The organism is Bradyrhizobium sp. 18BD (assembly GCF_054185225.1).
This window is the reverse complement of the sequence record NZ_JAVAYL010000006.1, coordinates 136404-161610: the sequence shown is the minus strand read 5'-3', so window position 1 is coordinate 161610 and position 25207 is coordinate 136404. Positions and strand designations below refer to the sequence as shown.

The following is a 25207-nucleotide window of genomic DNA, read 5'->3' as shown; positions in this document are numbered from 1 at the left end:
TCCGATCTGCCCGCCTTGGATCCCCAGTCGGGTTGAGTACACTCTGGCGGGCAGATCCGGCGCGGCGTCACACTTGGAAAACCTGCCGCGGAGAGCGCGTCAGGCATTCGTGCCCGGTCTCCGTGACCAGCACCGTCTCGCTGATCGCGATCCCGTCGGCGGACACATACATGTGAAACACCATGCCTTGCTCCAGTATCCATTCCGCCGTGGGCAAGAAAACGCGCGAGAAGTCGCTGGTGCGCGGGCTATGAAGCGGGTAGCAACCGAGTGAATAGCCGGTGATATTCGGATAGTCCGGCCGCAATCCGTCGGCCAGCATGGCCTTCCGCGCCAGCGCGTCGACATCGGCAGCCCTGGCGCCGGGCTTGATTGCGTCGAATTGCCGGTCCTGGATCTCTATCAGGCGTCGGGCGAGTTGCGCGCGGCGTGGCTCGATTTCGCCGATCACCGCCGAGCGCATCAATCGGGCGCTGTAGCCCTCGATATAGGGCAGCAGTTCCATATGCAGGATATCGCCCTCGGCGAACGGCTGGTTGGTCAGCCCGCCGTGCAGGAAGGCGTTGCCGACGCCAGCCGTGATGATACCCGGGCGCCCGGCGTCCGCGCCCTCCTGCATGAAAACCTGGTAGACGGCTGCCGCGGCATCCCGCGCCGACTTGCCGGCGCCGGCGGACCGGAGCGCGGCCGCGATGCCGAGATCGCCGATCTCGGCGGCACGCCTGAGCACGGCGATCTCCCTGTCGCTTTTTCGCGCGCGGAGTGTCGCCATGACACCCGAGAAGTCCACGAAACTGGTGTCCGGCAGCCTGCTCGCGAGCTGCTTGAAGCGGCGCAGCGGCATGCAATAGGAGTCTTCGTCGATGCCCACACGCGCGCTCGCGTAACCCCGGCGGGCGATCGTGTCGGCGAGGACCTCGACCGGATCCTCCCAATCAGAAAATGCGACGGTCTCCGTCACCCACGAGCTTTCGGCGAATGGCCCGAGGTCGACGGCGCGCAGGATCATGATCGGCTCGCCCTCGCGCGGCAGAACGCAGGCCCGGTACATGTTCTCCGAGATGAGAAAGCCGGTGAGATAGGCGAGCAATTCACTCTGGTCGATGATCAGGACATCGATGTCCCGCGCCGCCATGTGCTGGCGTGCGCGCGCCACTCGCGCCTGATATTCGTCGACCGGAAACAGCATCGAGAATGTCACCCTGTTGCGTGATCGATATGCGCCCGGAGCGCTAGCCGCAAACGTCCAATATGGCGAGCATGTAGATGCGGATCATGTCGACGAAATCGACGATGTCGACGCGTTCGTCGGGCATCGTGTTGTAGCGGCCGCCCGGTCCACAAACGACGCCCTCCATGCCACCGAAATAATGCAGGTGCCCGGCGTCGGTCCCATAGAAGCAGCTCGGCGCGACCGGCCCGGTCGGCTGGTCTTCGCCGCGCACCGTGCGATAGGCGCGGTTGACCGCAGCCGCGATCGGGCTCGTGCGCGCCACCTCGAACGGCGGCATGGTCGGCACGCCGGCGCGGTCCTCCGACATGATCTCGGCCTTGAGGCCGGGAAAGCGCGCCTCCAGAGCGTCGAGCTCGCGGCGCATGTCGGCGAGTGCTCCGGCTTCGGTCTGGCCCGGCGCATAGCGGCCGGAGCCCTTGATGCGCACATAGTCGGCGACCTGTGGCGCGCGCCATTCGTGCAGCTCGCGGCCGAGCGCGCCATGGACGACACCGACATGGACGCGGTTGATACCTTCATGGTCCGGCGAAAGCGCGCCGGAGAATTTCATCGCGTTGAGACGCGGAATGAGGTCGCACGCGGCAGCGATCGCGTCGACTGCCTCCTCACGCTTGGACAGGTGACGGGTGTTGCCGGTCAGCTCGATGATGAACATGAAGGCGGCCGCATGCATGGTCATCGCCTTCAGATCGGTCGGCTCCGAGTTGATGAAGTAGTCCGCGCGCAGCCCCTGTTCGACCAGCGAGTAGGTGCCGACGCCGCCCTGCAGCTCGCCGACCACATAGGTCAGGATGACGTCACCCTTGAGCTTGATGCCGGCATCGACCAGCGTCTTGACGGCACAGAAATAGGCGGCATCGCCAGCCTTCATGTTGGAGACGCCGATGCCGTAGATGAAGTCGTCGTCGACCTTGCCGGCCCAGGGATCGACGGTCCAGCCCTCGGTCACCGGGTTGGTGTCGACGTGGCCGTTGAACAGCAGGCTCTTGCCGCCGCCAGCGCCTTTCCAGCGTCCGACGGCATTGACCCGCCCTTCATTGCCGAAGGAGGTGAGCTCCGTCTCGAGGCCGATTTCGCGCATGCGGCCGGCCATGAAGGCGGCGAGCTGCTTCTCTCCATCCGACTTCGAATAGCTCTTGTGCTGGACCATGCGGGACAAGAGATCGAGGGCGGCGGGAACGTCGATCCGGGCGAGCAGTTCGTTGTGATCCATCGAAGCAAATCCTTCTCGTCAGCCGACCGGAACGGGGGAGGCGGCCATCAGTTCGCGGGTGTAGGGATGAATGTGATCCGCATCGAACTCGTCGATGGGAAGCAGGTCGACCATCTCCCCCCGGCGCATCACCGCAATGCGGTGAGCGATCTGGCGGATCAGGTTGAGATCGTGGGTGATGAAGAGGAAGGCGGTGCCAGTCTGCGCGCGCAGTGCGAGCAACAATTCGATGATCTGGGCCTGCACGGAAACGTCCAGCGGCGCGGTGATCTCGTCGCAGATCACGAGCTTTGGCCGCGCCGCGAAGGCCCGTGCGATGGCGATGCGCTGCTTCTCGCCGCCCGAAAGCTGGTGCGGCCAGCGACCGGCATAGGATGCGGGCAGGCGCACCTGGTCGAGCAGGCGCGGAATATCGGCTGGATTGCCGCCATAGAGCTTGAGGGGACGTGACAGGATCTCGTCGATCCTGTGACGCGGATTGAGCGAGGAATCCGGATGCTGGAACACGATCTGCACGTCGCGGCGATAGGCGGCGTTCATGTCACGCGCAGACTGGATCAGCTGATTGTCGAAGGAGATCCTGCCGGAGAAGCGGGCAAGCCCGGTGAGCGCGCGCGCCATCGACGATTTGCCCGAGCCGGATTCGCCGACGAGGCCGAGGATTTCGCTGGCGCGGACATCCAGCCCGATCTTCTTCGTCGCTGGCGGCGACGCTTTGCGAAACAGCCCGGCGCTGCCGTAGTAAACCTCGATGTCCGAGGCCGCGAGCAGGATATCGCCGTGCGGCCTGTCATGGACCATGCGGTGGTCGGGCCTCGGAACGGCGTTGACGAGGGCGCGCGTCTCGGCGTGACGCGGGGCGCGAAAAATCTCGCCGGCTGCCGCCTGTTCGACCAGGTGGCCGCGCTTCAGGACCGCGATCCGGTTGGCGACCCGCGTCACGAGTGCGAGGTCGTGGGAGATGTAGAGCGCGGCAACGCCGGTCTCCTGTCGCAACCTTGCAAACAATTCGAGGATGCGCGCGCCGGTGATGACGTCGAGTGCCGTGGTCGGCTCGTCGAACAGGATCACGTCGGGCCGGCAGCCAAAGGCGGTGGCAATGACGACGCGCTGCTTTTCTCCGCCGGAGATTTCGTGCGGATAGCGCCGCATCACCGCGGCCGGATTGTGGAGGTCGACACGACCGAGCAGGTCGATGGCGAGCGCGGAGGCCTCGCGCGGCTTGAGGCCGCGATGCCGGACCAGCGCTTCGGTGATCTGCGCGCCGATGGTGAGCGTCGGGTTGAGAGCGGTCGAAGGGTCCTGGAACACCATCCCGATCCGGCGTCCCCGGATTCCGGTCAGCTCGCGCGGTCCGAGACGCTGAAGATCGACATTGCCCAGCCGCAGGGAGCCTGCGACTTCCCGGGCATTGGCGGGCAAATAGCGCATCAGCGCCCAGGCAAGCGAGCTCTTGCCGGATCCGGATTCGCCGACGAGCCCGAGCACCTCCCCCGGCGCGATCTCGAGCGAGATGTCGTCCAGCACACGCACCGGCCCGGCGGACGTGATGTAATCGAGCGTGTAGTTCCGGATCGAAAGCGCCGGGGTCATCTCTCGTCCTTCGGATTGAGGGCATCGCGAAGGCCGTCGCCGACCAGGTTGAAAGCAATAGCGGTGAGCGCGATCGCGACCGATGGCGCGATCAGCCCCCACGGCGCCTGGTGCATGTATTGGCGTGCATCCGCCACCATAAGCCCCCATTCGGATGCTGGTGGCTGGGCGCCGACGCCGAGGAAGCTCAGCGTCGCGAACAGCATCACGGCGAAGGATACGCGGATGGTGGATTCAATCACGATCGGCGCCATGACGTTCGGCAGCATCTCGCGGAAGACGATCCACAGCGCGCCTTCGCCGCGCGCGATTGCGGCTTTCACGTAGTCCTGATTTCGTATGTTGAGCGCAACCGAGCGCGTCACCCGCGCCATGCCGGGCGCAAAGGCAATCGCGATGGCAATGACCGCGTTGCCTGTGCCGTTGCCGAGGGTGGAGACCAGCAGCAGGGCCATCAGGAGGCCCGGGATCGCCATCACGGCATCGTTGGTGCGCATGATCGTCTCGTCGGCGCGGCCGCCGAGATAGGCAGAGCCGACGCCAATGACCGCACCGGCCGCGCTGCCGACCAAGGTGGCGAGGAGGGCCATCGGCACGGTCGACCGTGCTCCGATCATCAACCGGCTCAGGATGTCGCGGCCGAACTGATCCGCGCCGAGCCAGTTCTGCCAGCCGGGTGCGCGGAACCTGCCGAGAAAATCGATCTTCTCCGGCGCATAGGGCGTCAATGCGGGCCCGAACAGGCAGGTGAACGCGATGAGCGCGAGCAGCGCGACGCCGACAAAACCCTGCGGCTTCCGGATCAGGCGGCGGAACAGCTCAGTCATAGCGGATCCGCCGGTCGAGAAGCGCATAGGCCATGTCGGCCAGCGTGTTGGTGAGGGCATAGGTCGTTGCCATGATCAACGCGCCGGCCTGGATCGACGGCAGGTCGCGCGTGGTTATGGCGACCATCAGCGCACGGCCGATGCCGGGAATGGCGAAGATCTCCTCGATCACGATGATGCCACCAAGCAAATAGCCGACATCGAGCGCAATGATGGTGATGACCGGTAGCAGCGCATTGCGCAAGGCGTGGCGAAACAGCACGGTTCGTTCCGGCAGCCCTTTCAATCGTGCGGCGCGGATATAGTCGGATTTCAGCACGTCGAGCGTCTCGGAGCGCATCATGCGCATGACGTGGGCGATCAGGATCGCCGAGACGGTCAGCACCGGCAGCGCCAGATGACGAATGCCGCCGCCGAAATCCTCCAGTGGCGACACATAACCGGTCGCCGGCAGCCATTGCAGCGTGTCGGCGAGCAGGAGGGCAAGGAGTGTTGCGGTGACGAACTCCGGCAGCGAGACGCCGAGATAGGCGATCAGGCTGACGCCGGTGTCGGCGATCCGGCCCTGGCGCAGCGCTGCCACGACGCCGAGCGGCACGGCGATCGCAAGCGTGACCAGGATGGCGGAGGCGGCAAGCAGCAGCGAGCGCGACAGCGCGGCGAGCATTTCCGGGCCGACCGGCTGGCTCGTGCGCATCGAGACGCCGAAATCCCCGGTGAAAACGTGGCCGGCCCAGCGCGCATATTGCTGCCAGGCGGGATCACCGAGCCCGAGCTTGGTCCGGAGTGCAGTCAACACCTCGGGCGTCGCGTTTTCCCCGAGCAGCGACTGGGCCGCATCCGCCGGCAGGACCTGCGTGATGGCGAACACCAGCATCGAGACCACGATGATGGTGTAGCCCATCAGCAGAAGGCGGCGTGCAAACCAGGCCAGCGACACCAGATAACTCCGGCCTCAGGCGCGCTTCGGCGCGCCGGCACCGAGCGAGACCAGGTCGAGGCGGAACACCGATCCGCGCGGATGGAGGACGTAGCCGTCGACGTAGGAGCGCTGCGCAGCGAGCAGGTCGAAGAACGCTGAAATCACCGTCGGGACTTCGGCGTTCATCATGTCTTGCGCCTTGGCATAGAGCGCGGTGCGCTTGGTCTCGTCGTTCTCGACGCGCGCGGCATTGATGACGGCGTCGAATTCGCTGTTGTTCCAGCGCGTCTCGTTCCAGGCCGCGTTCGACGTGTAGAGCAGGTTGAAGATGGCGTCTGCCGTCGGCTGCATGTTGTAGAAGCCGACGTAGAAATTGCCCTTCTTCCAGACCTGGTCGAGATAGGTGGCGTGCGGCATGGTCTGCACGTTGATGCGGAAGCCGGCGGCCGCCGCCATCTCGCGGACGGCAACACCGAGCTGGGTGCGGGTTGCCGGCCGGTCGGAGGCGACCAGCGTCAGGTCGATGCCGTTGGGGTAACCTGCATCGGCCAGAAGCTGCTTCGCCTTGGCGATATCGGGCTTCTTCAGCGGAATGTTCTTGTAGAAGTGATAGGCGGAGCTGAGCGGCGTGTCGTTGCCCGGCGTGCCGTAACCGCCCGCAACGAAGCCCACCGTCGCCTCGCGATCCACGGCCAGGGCCAGCGCCTGACGGACGCGCACGTCGTTGAACGGTTTCTGGTCGCAGCCGAGGTTGACGTTGAGGAACTGGCCGGAGGGCGTGCGCAGCGCCTTGACGCCATTTGCCTTGACGAGGCGCTCATACTCACCCGGCGTCGTCGTGAGCAGCAAGTCGATCTCGCCGGAGATCATCGCGGAGGCTTCGGCGGTACGATCCGGATAGACCAGCAGCTCGATGCGGTCGAGATAGGGGCGTACCGGATCGTAGTAGGCGGGGTTGCGTTCGACGATGATGCGCCGATCGGGTTCGTAGGAGGTGAGCTTGAACGGGCCGGTGCCGTTGGCGGTGGTCGAGAGACTGGCGAGGTCGCCGGTGACGACCTTGGCCGGGACGATGCGTGCGTTGAGGTAGGTGAGAGCCACAGGCAGGTCGGCATAGGCGCCGGAGAGCGTGAACTTGACCGTCAAGGGATCGACTGCTGTGACCTCCTTGATAGGGCCGACATTGGTGCGGCCGGGCGAGGCGGTCTTCGGATCGAGGATGGCGTTGATGGTGGCGACGACGTCGTCGGCGGTCAGCGGCGAGCCGTCGTGAAACGTCACGCCCGGGCGCAGCTTGAAGGTCCACTCGGTCAATGCCGCGTTCGGCTCCCATGACAGAGCGAGGTCCGGCTCGACGGTCATGTCCGGCTTCAGCCGGGTGAGGTTGGAGTAGAGCAGTTCGGTGACGAGGTATTCCGGATTGACGCGTGCCTGCATCGGATGGATGACCGATGCCGCCTGGTCGATGGACATCCGCAGAACACCGCCGCGCTTGGGGGCCTCAGCGATGGCGATCCTCGGCAGGACGGCGAGGCCGATTGCGGTTCCGGCGAGGAAGTGACGGCGTGTGACGGACAGCATGGGGGCGTGCTCCCTAAAATGAGTGGACGACGGCTGTCTCGGGAGACAGCTCGGGACGGAATTCGGCGGACAGATAGGCAAGGACCGATTTCGCCAGTGCGACGATGTCGGCGCGCGTGGTGAACTCGCCGGGGGCGTGAACCTGGTTGTCGGGCCGGCCGAGCCCGGTCAGCAGAATCTCCTGCATGCCGGTCTGCTGCACCCAGCCGAAATCGGAACAACTCGTCGCGCCCCATTTTGCGAACTCGTCCGGCGCGTAGCCGAACCCGGCTGACATCGCCTGCTGCCAGCGCGGCCAGTGCGGGCCCGTTGGGTCGGAGGTCGGCATCAGGTGACCGGTGAGGAGTACCTCGACGTCGGCTCCAGGCGCAGCCGCGGCGATGGCGTTCTCGATCTCGACGCACGCTGCTTGAAAATCTTCCTCCGGCGCATAGCGCCGGCAGACGAGGATTTCGAACAGCGACGGAATCTGGCCGCCGCATTGGCCGCCATGGGCGGCGGAAATATCGAGCTGGGCCGCGAGCGGATGCGTCGCTTGCGGTGGTGCGGGCAGAGTGGACGTTCGCGCTGCGATTTTGGGCTTCAGTGCCGCAAGCGCATTGAGAATTGGCAGCGCGGCCTCGATGGCGTTGGCGCTCGCGCCTGCGGTCCCCGCTGTGCTAGCGTGAACGGTCTTGCCGGGGACGCGCAGCAGAAGGGTGAAGAGGCCAAAGCATCCGGCCCAGATGCGCGGTGCCGCTGCGCCATTGAAATTGAGAATGTGTCCTTCGAGCAAGCCCTGCTCGGCGAGATAGCGCACGCCCGGGTAAAGTCCGCCTTCCTCGTCGGTGCAGAGCAGCAGCATCGGGTCGTAACCGAGCGGAAGGCCGATCGTGTCGGCCGTGCGCAGCGCCAGCAGCACGGCTGCGATGGTGCCCTTCATGTCGGCGGCGCCAAGGCCGATCAGGCGATCGCCGTCGCGGATCAACTGGAACGGGTTGGTGGTCCAGCCGGGTGCTGCCGGCACGGTGTCGACATGGAAATAGAGCCCGAGCACCGGCTTGCCGGAGCGGCGGCGCGCGATGAGATTGGTTCTGCGTCCATGCGCCGGGCCACCGGCCACGCGCCACAAATGCTCGGGCACATCGACGCGCTGCCAGTCGAGACCGAGCGCCGCAACGGTGCTCTGCATCAGTCCCGCGAAGGCCTCATATCCCACACCCGGCGGGAAGGTGGTGTCGACCGCCACCATCCGTGCGAGATCGTCGACCGCATGTTCGGCGGTGCGCTCGATTTCGGCGAAACCATCGGCGAGTGTCGGGTTCGCTTGCCCTGGACTTGGCGGCGGAGAAACCATTTGCGCTGGCTCATTTCTATATTCTATATAGAAATAGGCGAAGCCGATGGCTGTCAATTCCAAAGAATGAGGCAGGCGTGACCGGTAAACAGGCAAAAGCGGCGATGAGCGAGCCATCGAGCCTGCCAGTTCCGTTGTACGAGCACGTCAAGCGGCAGATCGCCGAGGCAATCCTGGTCGGTGAAATGTCTCCCGGCACGGTGCTGCCCGGTGAAGTCGCGCTCGCCGCGCGATATGGCGTTGCGGTCGGGACCATCCGCCGCGCATTGGCGGACTTGACGGCCGACGGCATGCTGGTGCGCCGGCGCAAGACCGGGACGGTGGTGACGGGCCGCGCGCCGCAACACAGTCTGCGCTTTTTCTTCCAGTATTTCCGGTTGCATGGCGAGAACGGAAGCCTCCAGCGTTCCGTTCCTGAAGTCCTGTCCGTGCTGCTACGGCCTGCCAGCGCGGAGGAGGCGGTGCTGTTCACCGAAGCCGTCGGCGAGCCGCTGCTCTGTCTTCATCGCGTGCGACGCGTCGGCCGCGTGCCGGTGATGCATTCGCGGATACAGCTTGTTGCGCGCCGCGTGCCCGAGTTTCCACGCAAGGCGGCGAGCGTGCCCGCGCTGCTCTATCTCCATTTGCTCGATGCCTACGGCATTCGCATTGCTGCGGTGCGAGAGAAGCTCTCGGCGGAGCTCGCTGACAAAGAGGATCGGCGTCTGCTTGGTCTGCCTTCTCCGAGCGCCGTTCTGGTGATCCGCGAGGAGGCGTACGATCAGGCTGGTGCGCTCGCGCTTCTGAGCGAGCATCGGGCCACGACTGAGCACCATCATTACGTGAACGAGATCCGCTGAGGCGCTTGCCTCGCGGTCCCGATCCTTGCTGCTGACCGACGATCGCGTTGATCGAGCCGGGCCGCGTATGCCGCTCGCTTGCACAGATTTGCTACAGGGCGATAAGAATTGCGGCAATCTCCGCTGCAACAACGCGCTTGACATCGCAATCGATCTCAACGACCGTAATGCACGAGCGTCGGGCAAGCCAGCCCGTCAACGCGACGAGTTCAAACCATTTCCAACGCCACGCGTAAGCGTGTCTGGTTGGCGGCGAGGGCGCCCTCGGCTTTACAGCCGGCGGGCGCTTTTTTGTTTTTGGATCGAGTGATGACGCGGAAGCATTATCGGATCGGCGTGATGTTCTCGACGACGGGCTCTTACAGCGTCGTCGCGCGGTCGATCCTCAATGGCGCATTGCTCGCGTTTCAGGAGGTCAATGCAAACAGTCACGATGTCGAGCTGGAGCCGGTCGTGGTCAATCCCTCCGGCGACCTCGCGCGCTATCGTTCACTGAGCCTCGAGCTGCTTGGCTCCGGCATCCGACAGGTGGTCGGCTGTTACACCTCGTCGAGCCGCAAGGAGGTGATTCCTTGCTTCGAGAAATTCGACGGGCTGTTGTGGTATCCCTCGCACTACGAGGGTTTCGAGAGCTCCGATAACGTCATCTACACCGGCGCTGCACCCAACCAGCACGTGCTGCCGCTCGTCGATTATCTGGCGTCCCGGGTCGGCACGCGCGCCTTCTGCATCGGATCCAACTACATCTGGGCCTGGGAGAACAACCGCATCTTTCGCGAGGCGCTGATTGCGCGCGGCGGCAGCGTGCTCGCGGAGCGTTATCTCTCGGTCGGCGATACCGAGGTCGACCAGGTCATTGCCGCGATCATCGACCAGCGCCCGGACTTCGTCTTCAACAATCTGATCGGCACCAGCGCCTATGCCTTCTTCCGCGCGTTCCGGGCCGCCTGCCGGGCGCGCGGCATCGATCAGGCCGCGCAAATTCCGGTTGCGAGCTGCACGCTGTCCGAGCCCGAATTGCCGGAGATCGGGCCCGATGCGGTCGACGGGCATCTGTCGTCGAGCGTCTATTTCTCGTCGCTGAATTCGCCGGAGAATGCCGCCTTCATCGATGCCTATACACGATCCTTTCCGGACGGGCCGGTCTCGTCGGCCGACGCCGAGTCGTCCTACATCGCGGTCAAGCTGCTCGCAGCCGCGTTGTCGCAGGCCGAGACCGATGATGCACGCAAGGTACGCGCCGCCGTCGCCGACCAGCGGCTGCGTGCTCCGCAAGGCGAGGTTCTGATCGACCGGCAGACCTTTCACGCCTGGCTCACGCCGCGGATCGGCCGCTCGGCCGCGAACGGGCAGTTCGAAGTGCTGCTGGAGTCCCGCGAGCCGATCGCACCCGATCCCTATCTCGTCCAGTCGTCGCCGCGCTTTGCCAGCGCAATGCGCTCCCCGCTGTTGAAAGTGGTGCAATCATGAGCTCTCGACTGCTGCAGAACTTCAAGGGCGGCCGCGCGATCGTCGTCACCCGCCGTGGTGGATGGGAGAGCACGCTCGAAACGACGCTCGCCAAGCTCGGCGTCTCCACCGAATATCCCGAGATCATCGACGGTCGCGCGCAGATCGAGATTGCAGGCCTTCAGGCCGACCGCGATATCCTGTTCGTCGACGGTGATCTCGAAGGTGCCGTCGCGATCGAGGTCAATCCGGCCTCGCGGCTGCCGCCGGTGCCGGTGATCGGCCTCGTTGGCGTCGAGGCCCCAAGCCGGCTGAAGGCGCTCGTCAATCTCGGCGCCACCTCGTTTCTGCGCAAGCCGGTGCATGGCGGCGCGGTCTACACGTCCCTGTTCATGGGCATCAACCAGTTCCTGCTGCGGGCCGAAATGAGCGAGCGGCTGCAGGACCTCGAGGAACGCCGTCGCGGTCGCCGCGCGGTGATCCGGGCCGTGATCCTGCTGATGCAGCAGGGCGCCCTCGACGAGGAGGGTGCCTATTCCCAGCTCCGTCGCGAAAGCATGCGCGCGCGGCAGAACATGGAACTCTACTGCGAGGAGTTTCTGAGCAAGCGGGCGAAGCCGCCCGACACGACCGGCCGCACGACCGGCACCATGCTGCAAGGCGGCAACAAGCAAGCCATCTAGGAGAAGCAAAATGAGCAAGTCTGTATTGCGGGGGCTGCGTGCCGCAGCCCTCACGGGGACGCTTGTCCTCGGATCACCCATTGGATCGCACTCGGCACTCGCGGCGGAAAACCCCATCAAGCTCGGCGTGCTGGAGGATCAATCCGGCGACTTCGCCGCGGCGACGATCGGCAAGGTCCACGCCATCCAGCTCGCCGCCGACGAGATCAACAAGGCGGGCGGCATCATGGGCCGGCCGCTCGAGCTCGTTCCCTACGACACGCAGTCCGACAACACCCGCTACCAGGAGTTCATGCGACGCGTGCTCCAGCGCGACAAGGTCGACGTGGTGTTCGCGGGTTTCTCCTCGGCCTCGCGCGAGGCCTATCGGCCGATCGTCGACCAGTTCAACGGCTTTGCCTTCTACAACAACCAGTATGAAGGCGGTGTCTGCGACGGCCACATGATCGTCACCGGCGCGGTGCCGGAGCAGCAGTTCTCGACGCTCATTCCCTACATGATGGAGAAGTACGGCAAGAACGTCTACACGCTCGCCGCTGACTACAATTTCGGCCAGATCTCGGCGGAATGGGTCCGCAAGATCGTCAAGGAGAACGGCGGCAAGATGGCGGGCGAGGAGTTCATCCCGCTCGGCGTGTCGCAGTTCTCCCAGAGCATCCAGAACATCCAGAAGGCCAAGCCCGACTTCGTGGTCACGCTGCTGGTCGGCACAGCGCAGGCCTCCTACTACGAGCAGGCGGCTTCCGCCAACGTCAACCTGCCGATGGCCTCCTCGGTCAATGTCGGCCAAGGCTACGAGCACAAGCGCTTCAAGCCGCCGAGCCTGAAGGACATGTACGTCACCACCAACTACATCGAGGAGATCGACTCGCCGAAGAGCAAGGAATTCTACGCCAAGTTCAAGGCGAAATTCCCGAGCGAGCCCTATGTGAACCAGGAGGCGGAAAACTCCTATCTCGCCGTCTATCTGTACAAGCAGATGGTGGAGCGGGCGAAGTCGACCAAGCGCGAGGACATCCGCAAGGTGATCGCGATGGGCGACGTCTGCATGGATGCGCCGGAAGGCAAGGTCTGCATCGACCCGAAGAGCCAGCACATGTCGCACACGATCTACCTCGCCAAGGTCGGTGCCGATCACTCGATCTCCTTCCCGAAGGTCTGGGAGGACATCAAGCCGTACTGGCTCGGCGAAGCCGGCTGCGATCTCACCAAGAAAGATCCGATGGCGCAGTACACGCCGTCGAATCCCCCGCCGAAACCCTGACCCGGCGGCTGATCGCTCCGGCCCTCCGGGCACGTCCCTGGCGTTGCCGGCGGGCTGGGGCGATCACGGATACCTGCGACGGCGACGTCGCGTCTTCCCAGATATCGGTTGGTTCATGGACATCGCGACCCACGTCTTTTCGGCACTCTATCAATTTGGTGACGCCTTTGCGTTCCTGGTGCTCTCTGCCTGCGGACTGGCGGTAATCTTCGGCATGATGGGCGTGATCAATCTCGCCCACGGCGAGTTCATCATGTGCGGCGCCTATGTGACGGCGGCAACGGTGCATGCTGGCCTGCCGCTGCCGTTGGGCATTCTGGCGGGCACCGTCGTGTCGGCGCTGGTCGGCGTGCTGGTGGAGCTCGCGGTCATCCGCCATCTCTATGACCGGCCGCTCGACACCATCGTCGCCACCTGGGGGCTCAGCCTGATCGCCACGCAGGGCACGCTGATCATGGTCGGCTCGACCATGGCGGGTGTCGGCACGCCATTCGGCAGTTTCCAGGTCGGTGAGTACTCCTACTCGATCTACCGCATCGTGCTGTTTTGCGCTGCGCTTGGCGTGCTCGCGGCGCTCTATGCACTGTTCAACTGGACGCGCTTCGGTGTGCTGGCCCGCGCCACCATCCAGGTGCCGCACATGGCGGCGGCGCTCGGTGTCGACACCCGCCTGATCTACAGCCTCACCTTCGCCTGTGGCGCGGGACTCGCCGGCCTTGCCGGCGGGCTCTATGCGCCGACCATGACGCTGGTGCCGACCATGGGCGCGACCTTCATCATGGAGGCCTTCGTCACCGTGGTGATCGGTGGGGCGGATGTGTTCCTCGGCACGGCGCCGGCAGGCACCGTGCTTGCGGTGGTGAAATCGGTGATGACGTCCTGGCAGGGGCAGTTGTTCGGCCAGATCGGCCTCCTGGTTGCCGTCATTATCGTGGTCCGGGTTCTGCCGAAAGGCATCTCCGGCTTCGTGCTGCGCGAGCGCACCTGACGGAGTGATGGCGTCGTGACCGGTTTACTCTCGCTGTTTCGCCGTCTCGAAGGCCCGCAGACCGTCGGTCGCGGTCCGGCCTTCTGGGGCCTGTTTGCACTCGTGCTCGTTGTTGCACTGGCCTATCCGCTGTTCAGCGACGGTTACACGGTCGGCAACACCGTCTATTTCTTCGTCTGGGTGTTCATCGCCCTCAGCCTCTGCGTGATCTGGGGCTATGGCGGTTCGCTGTCCTTCGGCCAGACGGCGTTCTTCGGCATCGCGGGGTATGGCTACGGCATCCTCACCATCAATTTCGGCTCGGCCTACGGCTTCACGCTGGTGGCGTTGGTGATTGCGGTGGCGATCGCGGCGCTGTTCGCGATTCTGCTCGGCTATTTCATGTTCTTCGGCCGCATCGCCGGCGTGTTCCTCGGCATCGTCACGCTCGCCGTGACCCTGATGCTGGAGCGTTTTATGGCGCAGACCGCGGGGCCGGAATGGCACATCGGCAGCGCGCGGCTCAACGGCTTCAACGGCATGAGCGCGATGCCGCCCTTGACCATCCCGTGGCCGGGCGAGCCGATCGTGCTGTTCGCCGATGTCGGGCTGTACTACCTCGTGCTTGGCCTGCTGGTCTTGGTCTATCTGGCCTTGCGCATCCTGATGAACTCGTCGTTCGGCAACATCATCGTCGCGATCCGCGAGAATCCCGAGCGCGCCGAGATGCTGGGCTACGACATCCGAAAATACCAGCTCATCACCTTCGTCATCGGCGCCGCGCTCGCAGGTCTGTCCGGCGTGCTCTACACGGTGTGGGGGCAGTACATCACGCCGTCGAGCATGGGCATGACGGCGGCGGCGCTGCCGCTGATCTGGGTGGCCGTCGGTGGCCGCAGTGATCTGACCTCGACCGTGATCGGCACGCTGGTGGTGCTCGCCGCGTTCCAGGCGCTGACGATCTATGGCAGCCAGTACGCGCTGATCTTCATGGGCGTGCTGCTCGTGCTCACGGTCCTGATCGCGCCCAACGGCCTCGTGCTCGGGTTCATGAACTGGCTTGGCCGCCTCGCGGCCCGCTTTACGCAGAGGGCCGGCTGATGTCGCTGCTCGAATTGCGCGAACTGAACAAGCATTTTGGCGGGCTGCACGTCACGAACGCCGTGAACCTCACGCTCGAGCCCGGCGAGATCCACTGCCTGATCGGCCCGAACGGCGCCGGCAAGAGCACGCTGTTCCGTCTGATCTTGGGCGAGCATCACCCCGGTAGCGGCGAGATTCTCTTCGCCGGCGAGAACATCACGTCACTCAAATCCTTTGCCCGGATTCACCGCGGCCTGTCGGTCAAGTTCCAGGTGCCGGGGGTCTTCAAGGGCCTGTCGGTCCGCCAGAACCTCGAGATCGCCTTGCAAAGCCGGCATCGCGGCGCCGAGCTCGAAGCCGAGATCGATCGGCTGCTCGGCTTCCTTGGCCTCGAAGCCGAGCAGGCGCAGACGGCGGGCAATCTCAGCCACGGCCAGAAGCAATGGCTGGAGATCGGTATGGCGATCAGCCTGAAGCCGCGCCTGTTGCTGCTCGACGAGCCGACCGCCGGCATGTCACCGGAGGAAACCCACATGACCGGCGAGATGGTGCAGCGGCTCAATGCCGACGGCATGACGGTGCTGGCGATCGAGCACGACATGGCGTTCGTGCGCCAGGTCGCCCGGCGCGTCACGGTGCTGCATCTCGGCCAGGTGTTTGCGCAGGGCTCGATCGACGAGATCGTGGCCAACGAGCGCGTGGCGGCGATCTATCTGGGGCAGGCCCATGCTTGATATGCCGCGCAGGGAAGTGATCCTCTCGACACTGGGTCTGCGCGCCGGCTATGGCGGCAAGCCGGTGCTCCAGGGCCTCGAGATCGAGGTACGGGAAGGCGAGATCGTTGCGGTGATCGGACGCAACGGCGTCGGCAAGTCGACCTTGATGAAAAGCCTGATCGGGCTGGTGCCGGCGATGAGCGGCTCGATCGTCTATCGCGGTGAGGCCGTGGAATCGCTGCCGGCGCACAAGCGGGCACGGCTCGGCATGGGCTATGTGCCGCAGGGGCGCGACGTGTTTCCGCGCCTGACCGTCGGCGAGAACGTCGCGGTCGGCGCTGCGATCAAGAGCGGCGGCATTCCCGAGGCTGGCCGGCGCAAGATCGTCGAAGCGTTTCCGATCCTCGAAGAGCGCTGGCATCAGCGCGCCGGCACCTTGTCCGGAGGCCAGCAACAGCAGCTCGCGATCGGACGGGTGCTGATCGCGGATCCCAATCTCATCCTGCTCGACGAGCCCTCGGAGGGCATCCAGCCCAATATCGTCCAGGACATCGCGCACAACATGGTCGAGCTCAATCGCAGGACGGGCGTGACCGTGATCCTGGTCGAGCAAAATCTCGACATGATCCGCGCCATGGCGCAGCGCTGCTACGTCATGGACAAGGGCCGCATCGTCGCAAGTCTCGATCACTCCGCGCTCGACGACGAAGCGGAAATGCGCCGCCATCTGGCGGTTTGAAAGAAACGACGCCCAACCAAGGAGAACGGCAATGGCCTGGCAAAACAATTCCATCATGGCACGCAAAGGCGTCGCGAAGGGCGAGCGCGGCAAGGCGTACACGATCACCGAGATCGAGCAGGGCAAATACCACTATGTCTATGGCCCCTATGTAAGCCCGGTGCTGACGGTCGATCCCGGCGCGGTCGTCTCGGCCGAGACGCACGACGCGTTCGAAGGCGCGATCAAGAAGGAGACCGATAGCCCGTCAAAAATCCTCAACTTTCCGTTCCTCAATCCGCAGAATGGGCCGATCCACGTCAACGGCGCGGAGAAGGGCGATGCACTCGCCGTCTACATCGAGAGCATCGTGCCACGCGGACCGCAGCCACGCGGTACGACGGTGATCATGCCGGAGTTTGGCGGTCTGGTCAGCACGGGTAACACTGCGCTGCTCAATCCGGCGCTCCCGGAGCGCGTCAAGAAGCTCGAGATCGACGCCAAGACGGGCACGAAATGGAACGACAAGATCACGCTGCCCTATGAGCCCTTCATCGGCACGATCGGCACCTCGCCGGAGATCGAGGCAATCTCATCGCTGGTTCCGGACTATTATGGCGGCAACATGGACCTGCCGGATGTCGGCGTCGGCGCCGTCATCTATCTGCCGGTCAACACCAAGGGCGGGCTGCTCTACCTCGGCGATTGCCACGCCGCGCAAGGCGATGGCGAGCTCTGCGGCGTCGCCATCGAACATCCGACCGTGACCACGGTTCAGATCGACCTGATCAAGAACTGGACCATCGCCTGGCCGCGGCTAGAGACCAAGGACTTCATCATGACGATCGGTTCGGCGCGGCCGATGGAAGATGCGGCCCGTATCGCCTATCGCGAGCTCTGCCGCTGGATGGCCGCAGATTACGGCTTCGAAGAGATCGACGCCTACATGCTGCTGACCCAGGCGGGCCGCATCCGTCTCGGCAACATGGTCGATCCCAAATACACGCTCGGCGCTTCCATCAAGAAGTCCTATCTCGTTTGAGGCCGGCTGGATCATGTCAATCAGGCACAAGGTCGCCGCCGTCCAGTTCGATCCGACCATGTTCGAGAAGGAGCGTAACATCGCGCGCCTGCTCGAATTCTGCGAGCAGGCGGCGGAGGCCGGTGCAAAACTCATCGTCACTCCGGAGATGGGGACGACCGGCTATTGCTGGTTCGACCGCGCCGAGGTCGCGCCCTTCGTCGAGGCTGTCCCGGGCCCGACCACGAACCGCTTTGCGAAGCTGGCGGCCAGGCATGGCTGCTACATCGTGGTCGGCATGCCGGAGGTCGACGGGGACGGCATTTACTTCAACACGGCCGTCCTGATCGGGCCCGACGGCATCGTCGGCCGCCACCGCAAGACGCATCCCTATATTTCCGAGCCGAAATGGGCGGCGGCCGGCGATTTGCACAATCAGGTGTTTGAGACGCCGATCGGGCGGATCGCGCTTTTGATCTGCATGGACATCCATTTCGTCGAAACAGCACGGCTGATGGCCTTGGGCGGCGCGGATGTCATCTGCCACATCTCGAACTGGCTGGCGGAGCGCACGCCGGCGCCATACTGGATCAGCCGCGCATTCGAGAACGGCTGCTATGTGATTGAGAGCAATCGATGGGGGCTCGAGCGCACAGTGCAATTCAGCGGCGGAAGCTGCGTGATTGCGCCGGACGGGCAGGTGACGGCCGTGCTCGACAAGGGCGATGGAGTCCTGATGTCAGAGATCGACCTCGATGCCGCGCGCGCGCGCCGCGTGCTCGGCGAAACAGTATTCGCGCAGCGGCGGCCGGAGCTCTATCCGGAGCTGCTGACCGATACCTTCAGCTGGAACCCGCGCGACTTCTTCGGCCTCTACGGCCATGAGCCTTGGCCGGCCGGCAAGACGTCGCGGGTCAGCGTCGCGCAGTTTTCACCTGGCGACGACAGCAGCCAGAATCTCGGAGAGATCACGGCACTCGCGCGCGAGGCGAAGGCCGAGGGCGCGGAGCTTGTCGTCTTTCCGGAGCTTGCCCTGACGGGACTTGCAGATCCCACGACATTCGCGCAACCTGTTCCGGGGCCAGCGACCGACAGCCTCGCCAAGCTCGCGGAGGAGCTCGACCTGTATCTGGTCTGCGGCCTCGCCGAGCGCGACGGCGATGTGGTCTACAATAGCGCCTGCCTCGTCGCGCCCGATGGGGAGATCTCGGTCTACCGCAAGACACATCTCGCTGCCGACGAGCGAAGCTGGGCGACGTCCGGCGACGGCTGGACCGTCGTCGACACGCCGATCGGCCGCATCGGGTTGCTGATCGGCCACGACGCATCGTTCCCGGAAACGGGCCGGATTCTCGCACTGCGCGGCTGCGATCTCATTGCGTGTCCTGCCGCGATCAAGGGTGGCTTCAGTTCTTCGCATGCCGGCACACAAGTCGAGCAGCCAAAGCCGATTCCGACCGGTCCGGATCCGTATCACTGGCATCATTTCCGCGTTCGCGCCGGCGAAAACAACCTGTTTTTCGCCTTCGCCAATGTCGTTGATCCCAAGCGCGGCTATCCCGGGCTGAGCGGTGTATTTGGCCCTGATACATTCGCGTTTCCGCGGCGGGAGGCGATCGCGGTCGGCGGCAAGGGCCTTGCAACCGCGCTGATTGACACCACGAATCTCGACAGCGTCTATCCGACCAATGTCGTGCGTCGAAAGGATCTGGTTTCGATGCGAATGCCGCACAGCTATCGTGGATTGGTCAAGGCTGCCGCAAACAATCATTAAGCCAAGGAGAGGAAACCGACCATGGATCTGGGACTCAAGGGCGCCAAGGTTCTCGTCACAGGAAGCACCAGGGGGATTGGTCGCGCGATCGCCGAGACATTCGCCGCCGAAGGTGCCGATGTCGGCGTGTGCTCGCGCAATCCGGCTGAAGTCGAGAGCACGGTCGCCGCGCTCAAGGCGAGGGGCGTCGCGGCCCATGGCGGCGCGGTCGACGTCGCCGATGCGTCCGTGCTGAAGGCCTGGGTCGCCGATATGGCGGCAAAGCTCGGCGGTATCGATGTCGTCGTCGCCAACGTGAGTGCGCTTGCGATCGGACAGGATGACGCAAGCTGGGAGAAGGAGTTTTCGACCGACATGATGGGCACGGTACGGCTGGTGAACGCGGCCATGCCCTATCTGGAGAAGAGCGCTGCCGGCGCGATCGTCACCATATCGAGCGTCTCGGGACGGGAGGTCGATTTCGCGGCCGGTCCTTATGGAACTTTCAAGGCGGCGATCATCCACTACACGCAGGGGCTCGCCAACCAGCTGGCGGGGAAAGGCATTCGCGCCAACTCGGTCTCGCCGGGCAATACGTACTTCGATGGTGGCGTCTGGAACATGATCAAGGACAACAATCCCGAACTCTACAAGACCGCGCTGGCTCTCAATCCGACGGGCCGGATGGGTACGCCGCAAGAAATGGCCAACGCAGTCGTCTTCCTTGCCAGCCGCGCTGCAAGCTTCATCACGGGAACGAACCTCGTCGTCGACGGCGCGCTGACGCGCGGGGTTCAGTTCTAGGGCATTGAAAGATGGTGCGGAGCGCGTATCCGCAGACGGTGCTGGCGCTCCTCCGAAACGCCAGCATTTAGCGCAGCATGCGCCAGCGCAACGAGCGCTGGCGCATGATTGTGCCGTCATCCGGAGATTGATGAATGATCCCCGCTCAGCACGTCATCGCTTGGAAGCCCCGCGAAAGCATGCCGGTGCCCGCCAATTGTGTTGCCGATCGATGAGGGGCACGTCACGCGCCGCGCGGGTTCACGACGGTGTACCCTCTCAATGAACGCGCGTGTATTCTCGTTGCGTGTCCACCCGAGTTGGCGTCGTATGCCATCCAAACGTCGCCCGCGATATGATGCTCCAGGACGAAAACGTGCCCGCGCCTTGCCGCGACCATCCCTGGTGCCGGCGACGTGCGCGGAAACCGCAGCCAGTTTGCCGCGAGGTTCAACTCCGGAACGATGCGGCCAAACAGCCGCAGGGCGGCGCCGCAACCGCAGAATGACGAGGGGCAACCCGCGGGGCGGCCACCAACGATCCGAGCGCTGACGGAATTACCAGGCGACGCCGTATCTGTAACGGCCACGACGGCGAGCTGTGTTGAACGGTATGTCCGCAATGAGCGCGTCAACGCCTTTCGCTGGTTCAAGACTTGCGAAGAATACGAGAAGTCACACGGCATGGTGACATTGCATTCGGAGGCGCGCTCCAGTCGATAAGGTCGTGCTTCCGAATTGAGGGAGGCGAATACAACAAAACAAGACGCAAAAATAACTTGCTTGAACATCGCAGGCTCCGGTTTGAAGGATCCTGCCCCCGAGCAATGAGCAACCAACACAGATTGGCTGAAATCGGCCCAAAATGCGGCCTAACGCCGGACGAGAGGCCGACTATACCTCTGGGGTAACTCCCAACGCATTGTTCGGTGAAGAAGGCCTCATGCTCGCAAGTGGGTCGCGGATGCGGTCCACTTCACGTGTTGATTATGGCCACGTAGTCCATGTGAAGCGTGATTGGACCCTTCGAGCCGTCCAAGATCACACGGAGGCTCTTGGGGTAATATCCGGCCCCAATCACGGTCCCGGTCCTTCCAGCCAAGCGAGGACCGGCTGCTGGTTTGACCTGAATTCGTGAGCTCGGCGGAAACTTGAGCTCGGCTTGGGCCGATCCTGACATCGTGTCCTCGGCAGCGAATAACCTCTGCTCGAACAATCACAACGACGCGGCAAGGCAAAACGAACGGGCGCATTGGACAGGGCCTGTTCGATTGAGTGCCACGCAAAAAGATCTCATCAGCAATGGGACTGAAGCAGCAACGCAACCCGGCGCCTAAGACTGAATTCCTTGCTTCCTCAAGTTCACGACCGTTGGCTCGAAATCAACTGCGGTGCCCCAGTACCGATTCATAGCGAAGTGGGTCCGCAATGAGTTCAATCCGTCGAGCATCGTTTGATACTGAACAACGGAAACGTGCCGATGAGAACATCCGTCATCGGGAGTACTCCGCGGACAGCTCCGGTTCGCTGCCAGCCCCCCGGCCTTGAAGCAATTTGGGCAGCGCTGTGCCCGGGTCTTGTGTGATCTCCTCGGCTCAACCGGCCACATATCATTGAAGCGTCTTTTGAAACGGCTCGCCCCCGTAAATCACGCAGCTGGTGCCAACGAGTGGTTGTGCAGATTTCGGGCACAACAATCCCTTGGTTCCGCCCAATGATACAGAAATTCCTGCCTCAAACGTAAACATACGTTCACCTTCGTGGGACGCCCGATCGGTTGTCGGCGCTCAGACCCAAAAGGGTCACTGGGGGTTTTAACACAGAGAGGGGAATATCATTGGCTACCTTACACTACGCCGCGGGCGGGGGCCTGGACGATCAAGGTAACTTCACACCAGCACAAGCTGGTTTCAACCTTGCAGACATCTCGTATGTCGATCAGGCCAATGCACTGCCCGATGGCGTGCAGGGTCTGGTCTGGCTCGATCAGTACCAAGGCGTGACTCAGGACTTCATCGACCAGGTGACGCCTTTCCTCAATAATCCGAAAGTGTTCGGCTTCTACCTCGTGGACGAGCCGGATCCCACCGGACAATGGGGGCCGCAGGCCAGCGCGGCGGACTTGCAGGCGGAATCGGATTGGATCCACCAGCACGATCCCGGCGCCAAGACCTTTACCGTCCTGAATAACATGGGGTCATCGGACGATCCGAGCTACATGAACAGCTACAACCAGGCGAATACCCACATCGATTACTTCGGTCTCGATTGGTATCCGGTTTGGTCGGATCGGCCCAACGTCGACCTCAGCACCATCGACAAGTACGTCGCGGCTGCAGAGCAGGCGGGCATTCCGCTCGACTCGATCGTTCCTGTGTACCAGGCGTTCGGCGGCGGCGGCTGGCAAACCGAAACCGGTAGCTCGGTCGTGATGCCCACTGCCGAGCAAGAGCAGGCGATGATCAATCACTGGGCGGACCTCGTTCCCAACCCGGCGTTCGATTATGCCTACGCCTGGGGTTCGCAGAATGGCGATACGGCGCTCGAGAACTCGCCGGAATTGCAGCAGGTGTTCCTCGCTCACAATACGAGCGCAGCGACACCCGTCGTGAGTGCTCCTCCGGCGACGGATCCGACCACGCCGGTTTCGGACACCGGCGGAAATTCGGCCACCGACGGCAGCACCCCTCCGGTTTCCGATGCGAGCGGAAGCACGGGGACGGACGGCACCACGACGCCCGGCTCCACTGGAAGCACCGGTGATTCGACGGGCACCACCCCGCCGACGACCGGCTCGACCGGAGGCACGACAACGGCTTCCGGTTCGGACGGAACGACGGACCCCTCGACCGGTGGTACGACGGACCCGACGACCGGCAGCACGACGGATCCGTCGACTGGCGGTACCACGGGCTCCGGTCACTGGGGTGGCCATGGTGGCTGGTCGTCTGCTTCGACGAGCGGTGATACCGGCGGACACCACGGCGGTAGCTTCGACTTCTCGCAGTGGATCAATGACGCCACGTCGTCCGGGTCCGGAGGTCATGGGTTGTTGTGGCGAGGTGCGAGCACGGTGGCTTCCGCGACATCGGATGCAACCACCGACCAGACGGCGACGTCGGACACGGGATCCCTCGTCGGGCATCTGGCCGACCTCGTGTCTCACCATTACGACCATCACGCCTGGCATTCGTGAGTTCGTAGCGTAGTTTGCAACAGGAGCATACGCGCGGTTTGCCGCGCGTATGCTCAATGTGGGGGAGTTCCTCGCGACCACAGTGGTCGAGAGGTGGGGTGCCATTCCGCGCACGGCGGAATGTTGAAATGCGGGCGTCCCTGACGCTCGATTGCAAGCAATTTTCAACCCGCTTACCGCCGCCCGACAAAGGGCGGCCCGGATATGCACATGCACGCTTCGGCAAAACCATCTCCGCTCGCGGACGCTTTCCGTCGGATACGTCCCGGCCTGATCGCGGCCGGTGGACTGTCCATCTTCATCAATCTGCTGGTGTTCGTCTCACCGCTCTACAGCATGCAGATCTACGATCGGGTGCTGACGAGCCGCAACGGGATGACGCTGTTGCTGCTCTCGGTGATCGCGCTCGTGCTTTTCGTCAGCTACGCGGCGCTCGAGCATTTTCGCAGCCGGGTTCTGGTGCAAACCGGCCTTCAATTCGATCGGCTCATCTCGGGGGACACGTTCGAGACTGCACTCGGACAGGCGCTGAGCACGAGCAGCTCGCATCATGTCCAGCTGCTGCGCGACGTCGACACCTTGCGAGAGGTGCTGTCGGGCGGCGTCATCACATCGCTGATGGATGTGCCGTGGACGCCGATTTTCCTCGCGATATGCTTTCTGCTCCATCCGCTCATCGGCTTGGTCGCCCTGATCGGAGCAGCCATCATCCTGACGCTGGCCTTCCTCAACGAGCGCCTGACGAAGACGCCGCTGAATGCGGCTGCGTCGAAGAATCTCCATGCCCTCGACCGCCTGACCTCGTCGCTGCGCAACGCGGAAGCGATCCGGGCGCTTGGAATGGCACCCGCGGTCCGCGCGGCCTGGGCGCAAACTCACGGGCAGGGCCTGCTGGAAAGCGCGACGGCCGGTGAGCGCGGCGGGACCTTGCTCGCCATCTCCAAATTCCTGCGCATGGCGATCCAGGTGAGCATCATGGGCGTGGGCGCATACCTCGCGATCCAGCAGGAGATCTCGGGCGGTGTGCTGTTCGCCGCTTCGCTGATCATGGGGCGCGCTCTCGCACCCGTGGAGGCCGCGGTCTCGCAATGGAAGGCGCTGGTTGCAGCGCGGACCTCCTATGCCCGGCTCAATCGCGCGCTCGAGTCGCGCGCGGCGGAGGGGCGGCCGACGAGGCTGCCGGATTTGGTGGGCGAGGTCTCACTCGAAGCCGCGACCGTTCTCGTTCCCGGATCGCAGTTGCCGGCCATCGCCGACGTCTCGTTCCGTCTGGCGCCCGGCGAGGTCGTCGCCGTCGTCGGCCAGTCCGGCTCCGGAAAGTCGTCGCTGGCGCGGGCTCTGGTCGGTGCCTGGCCGCTGGTGCACGGCTGCGTGCGTATCGACGGCAACGATATCAGGCATTTCGATCCCAATTTCCTCGGCCGGAATCTCGGCTACCTGCCGCAGGACGTCGAGCTGTTCGCCGGTACGGTGCGTGACAACATTGCGCGTTTCCGCGACGACGCTTCCGACGAGGCTGTCATCGAAGCGGCGCAATTGGCCTCGGCGCACGCGATGATCCAGCGTCTTCCGAAGGGCTATGACACGGTGATCGGGGATAACGGCGCAGGTCTTTCCGGCGGTCAGCGGCAGCGCATCGGGCTCGCGCGCGCATTGTTCGGCAAGCCGGTGCTGATCGTGCTCGACGAGCCGAACGCGAATCTCGACGGCGACGGCGATCGCGCGCTGGCCGATGCGATCCAGCGACTGAGGCAGTACAAGGTGACGATCGTGATCATCAATCACCGCCCGAACCTGCTCGCCGCGGTCGACAAGATCGTGTTCATGCACGAGGGGCGGATCGGGCAAATCGGCACGCGCGAGGAAATGCTGCCTGCGCTGCTTGGCAAAACGGTTGCGCCGATGCGGCGCGACGTGCGCGGGCCCGCCGAACATCATCGGGCCGACCGCAATCATCATGCTGACGGTGCTCACGGCCCCGTTCAGCTTTCGAATCAGGTGCGTCCGGCGCACGCGACGAGGCAATAATG

21 protein-coding genes are annotated in these 25207 nt (G+C 64.0%); 13 read left to right on the top strand and 8 right to left on the bottom strand.

All coding sequences use genetic code 11. The annotated features are described in order from the left end of the window. Window positions 1-67 precede the first annotated feature (67 nt). The 7 genes from RAD16_RS13295 to RAD16_RS13265 are packed head-to-tail and all read right to left on the bottom strand — an operon-like array spanning window position 68 to window position 8706. Window positions 68-1189 carry a M24 family metallopeptidase gene (locus RAD16_RS13295; protein ID WP_458158328.1) on the bottom strand — a complete coding sequence of 374 codons (1122 nt, stop codon included), beginning with the start codon at window positions 1187-1189 and terminating at the stop codon, window positions 68-70. Between the two features lie 43 nt (window positions 1190-1232). Beyond that, a complete protein-coding gene (locus tag RAD16_RS13290; RefSeq protein WP_458158327.1) occupies window positions 1233-2447 on the bottom strand; it encodes a M20 family metallopeptidase in 1215 nt (404 codons plus the stop codon). A gap of 18 nt (window positions 2448-2465) precedes the next feature. Further along, window positions 2466-4040 carry a nickel ABC transporter ATP-binding protein NikE gene (nikE, locus tag RAD16_RS13285; RefSeq protein ID WP_458158326.1) on the bottom strand — a complete coding sequence of 525 codons (1575 nt, stop codon included), beginning with the start codon at window positions 4038-4040 and terminating at the stop codon, window positions 2466-2468. Then, a complete protein-coding gene (locus tag RAD16_RS13280) occupies window positions 4037-4867 on the bottom strand; it encodes an ABC transporter permease (protein WP_458158325.1) in 831 nt (276 codons plus the stop codon). Before RAD16_RS13280 ends, nikE begins: the two co-directional genes overlap by 4 nt. Next, the gene (locus RAD16_RS13275; RefSeq protein ID WP_458158324.1) at window positions 4860-5807 is read right to left on the bottom strand and encodes an ABC transporter permease; all 948 of its coding nucleotides are present in this window, start codon (window positions 5805-5807) and stop codon (window positions 4860-4862) included. Before RAD16_RS13275 ends, RAD16_RS13280 begins: the two co-directional genes overlap by 8 nt. Before the next feature lie 15 nt (window positions 5808-5822). Next, window positions 5823-7370, bottom strand: a complete 1548-nt coding sequence (locus tag RAD16_RS13270; protein WP_458158323.1) for an ABC transporter substrate-binding protein — start codon at window positions 7368-7370, stop codon at window positions 5823-5825. Window positions 7371-7383: 13 nt separating this feature from the next. Continuing rightward, window positions 7384-8706, bottom strand: coding sequence for a M20 family metallopeptidase (locus tag RAD16_RS13265; protein WP_458158322.1), 1323 nt, complete (start codon window positions 8704-8706; stop codon window positions 7384-7386). Between the two features lie 104 nt (window positions 8707-8810). Between RAD16_RS13265 and RAD16_RS13260 the strand changes: the two genes are divergently transcribed. From RAD16_RS13260 to RAD16_RS13210, 11 genes are all read left to right on the top strand, one after another. Beyond that, a complete protein-coding gene (locus RAD16_RS13260; protein WP_458158543.1) occupies window positions 8811-9545 on the top strand; it encodes a GntR family transcriptional regulator in 735 nt (244 codons plus the stop codon). A gap of 309 nt (window positions 9546-9854) precedes the next feature. After that, entirely contained in the window at window positions 9855-11015 is a 1161-nt protein-coding gene (locus RAD16_RS13255; RefSeq protein WP_458158321.1) for a transporter substrate-binding domain-containing protein, read from the top strand. Further along, complete coding sequence (locus RAD16_RS13250) at window positions 11012-11677, top strand: ANTAR domain-containing response regulator (RefSeq protein ID WP_458158320.1); 666 nt, start codon at window positions 11012-11014, stop codon at window positions 11675-11677. Before RAD16_RS13255 ends, RAD16_RS13250 begins: the two co-directional genes overlap by 4 nt. A gap of 10 nt (window positions 11678-11687) precedes the next feature. Further along, entirely contained in the window at window positions 11688-12941 is a 1254-nt protein-coding gene (locus tag RAD16_RS13245; RefSeq protein ID WP_326904776.1) for an urea ABC transporter substrate-binding protein, read from the top strand. A gap of 115 nt (window positions 12942-13056) precedes the next feature. Then, window positions 13057-13929 (top strand): ABC transporter permease subunit, encoded by an 873-nt coding sequence (locus RAD16_RS13240; RefSeq protein ID WP_458158319.1) that lies wholly within the window; start codon window positions 13057-13059, stop codon window positions 13927-13929. A gap of 15 nt (window positions 13930-13944) precedes the next feature. Beyond that, window positions 13945-15009 carry a branched-chain amino acid ABC transporter permease gene (locus tag RAD16_RS13235; RefSeq protein WP_458158318.1) on the top strand — a complete coding sequence of 355 codons (1065 nt, stop codon included), beginning with the start codon at window positions 13945-13947 and terminating at the stop codon, window positions 15007-15009. Continuing rightward, on the top strand, window positions 15009-15725 hold the full coding sequence (locus tag RAD16_RS13230) for an ATP-binding cassette domain-containing protein (protein WP_458158317.1): 717 nt from the start codon (window positions 15009-15011) through the stop codon (window positions 15723-15725). The genes RAD16_RS13235 and RAD16_RS13230 overlap by 1 nt, the downstream gene beginning before the upstream one ends. A gap of 1 nt (window position 15726) precedes the next feature. Next, on the top strand, window positions 15727-16446 hold the full coding sequence (locus tag RAD16_RS13225; RefSeq protein ID WP_458158542.1) for an ABC transporter ATP-binding protein: 720 nt from the start codon (window positions 15727-15729) through the stop codon (window positions 16444-16446). Window positions 16447-16477: 31 nt separating this feature from the next. Further along, entirely contained in the window at window positions 16478-17467 is a 990-nt protein-coding gene (locus tag RAD16_RS13220) for an acetamidase/formamidase family protein (protein ID WP_458158316.1), read from the top strand. A gap of 13 nt (window positions 17468-17480) precedes the next feature. After that, a complete protein-coding gene (locus tag RAD16_RS13215; RefSeq protein WP_458158315.1) occupies window positions 17481-19220 on the top strand; it encodes a nitrilase-related carbon-nitrogen hydrolase in 1740 nt (579 codons plus the stop codon). A 21-nt stretch (window positions 19221-19241) separates the two neighbouring features. Then, complete coding sequence (locus RAD16_RS13210) at window positions 19242-20003, top strand: SDR family NAD(P)-dependent oxidoreductase (protein WP_458158314.1); 762 nt, start codon at window positions 19242-19244, stop codon at window positions 20001-20003. A 223-nt stretch (window positions 20004-20226) separates the two neighbouring features. Here RAD16_RS13210 and RAD16_RS13205 read toward each other — a convergent pair whose 3' ends face one another. Then, on the bottom strand, window positions 20227-20772 hold the full coding sequence (locus tag RAD16_RS13205) for a hypothetical protein (RefSeq protein ID WP_458158313.1): 546 nt from the start codon (window positions 20770-20772) through the stop codon (window positions 20227-20229). Window positions 20773-21818: 1046 nt separating this feature from the next. On the opposite strand from RAD16_RS13205, the gene RAD16_RS13200 reads away from it, so the two are divergent. Beyond that, complete coding sequence (locus RAD16_RS13200; protein WP_458158312.1) at window positions 21819-23177, top strand: calcium-binding protein; 1359 nt, start codon at window positions 21819-21821, stop codon at window positions 23175-23177. Window positions 23178-23381: 204 nt separating this feature from the next. Next, window positions 23382-25205, top strand: coding sequence for a type I secretion system permease/ATPase (locus RAD16_RS13195; RefSeq protein WP_458158311.1), 1824 nt, complete (start codon window positions 23382-23384; stop codon window positions 25203-25205). Window positions 25206-25207: the final 2 nt, after the last annotated feature.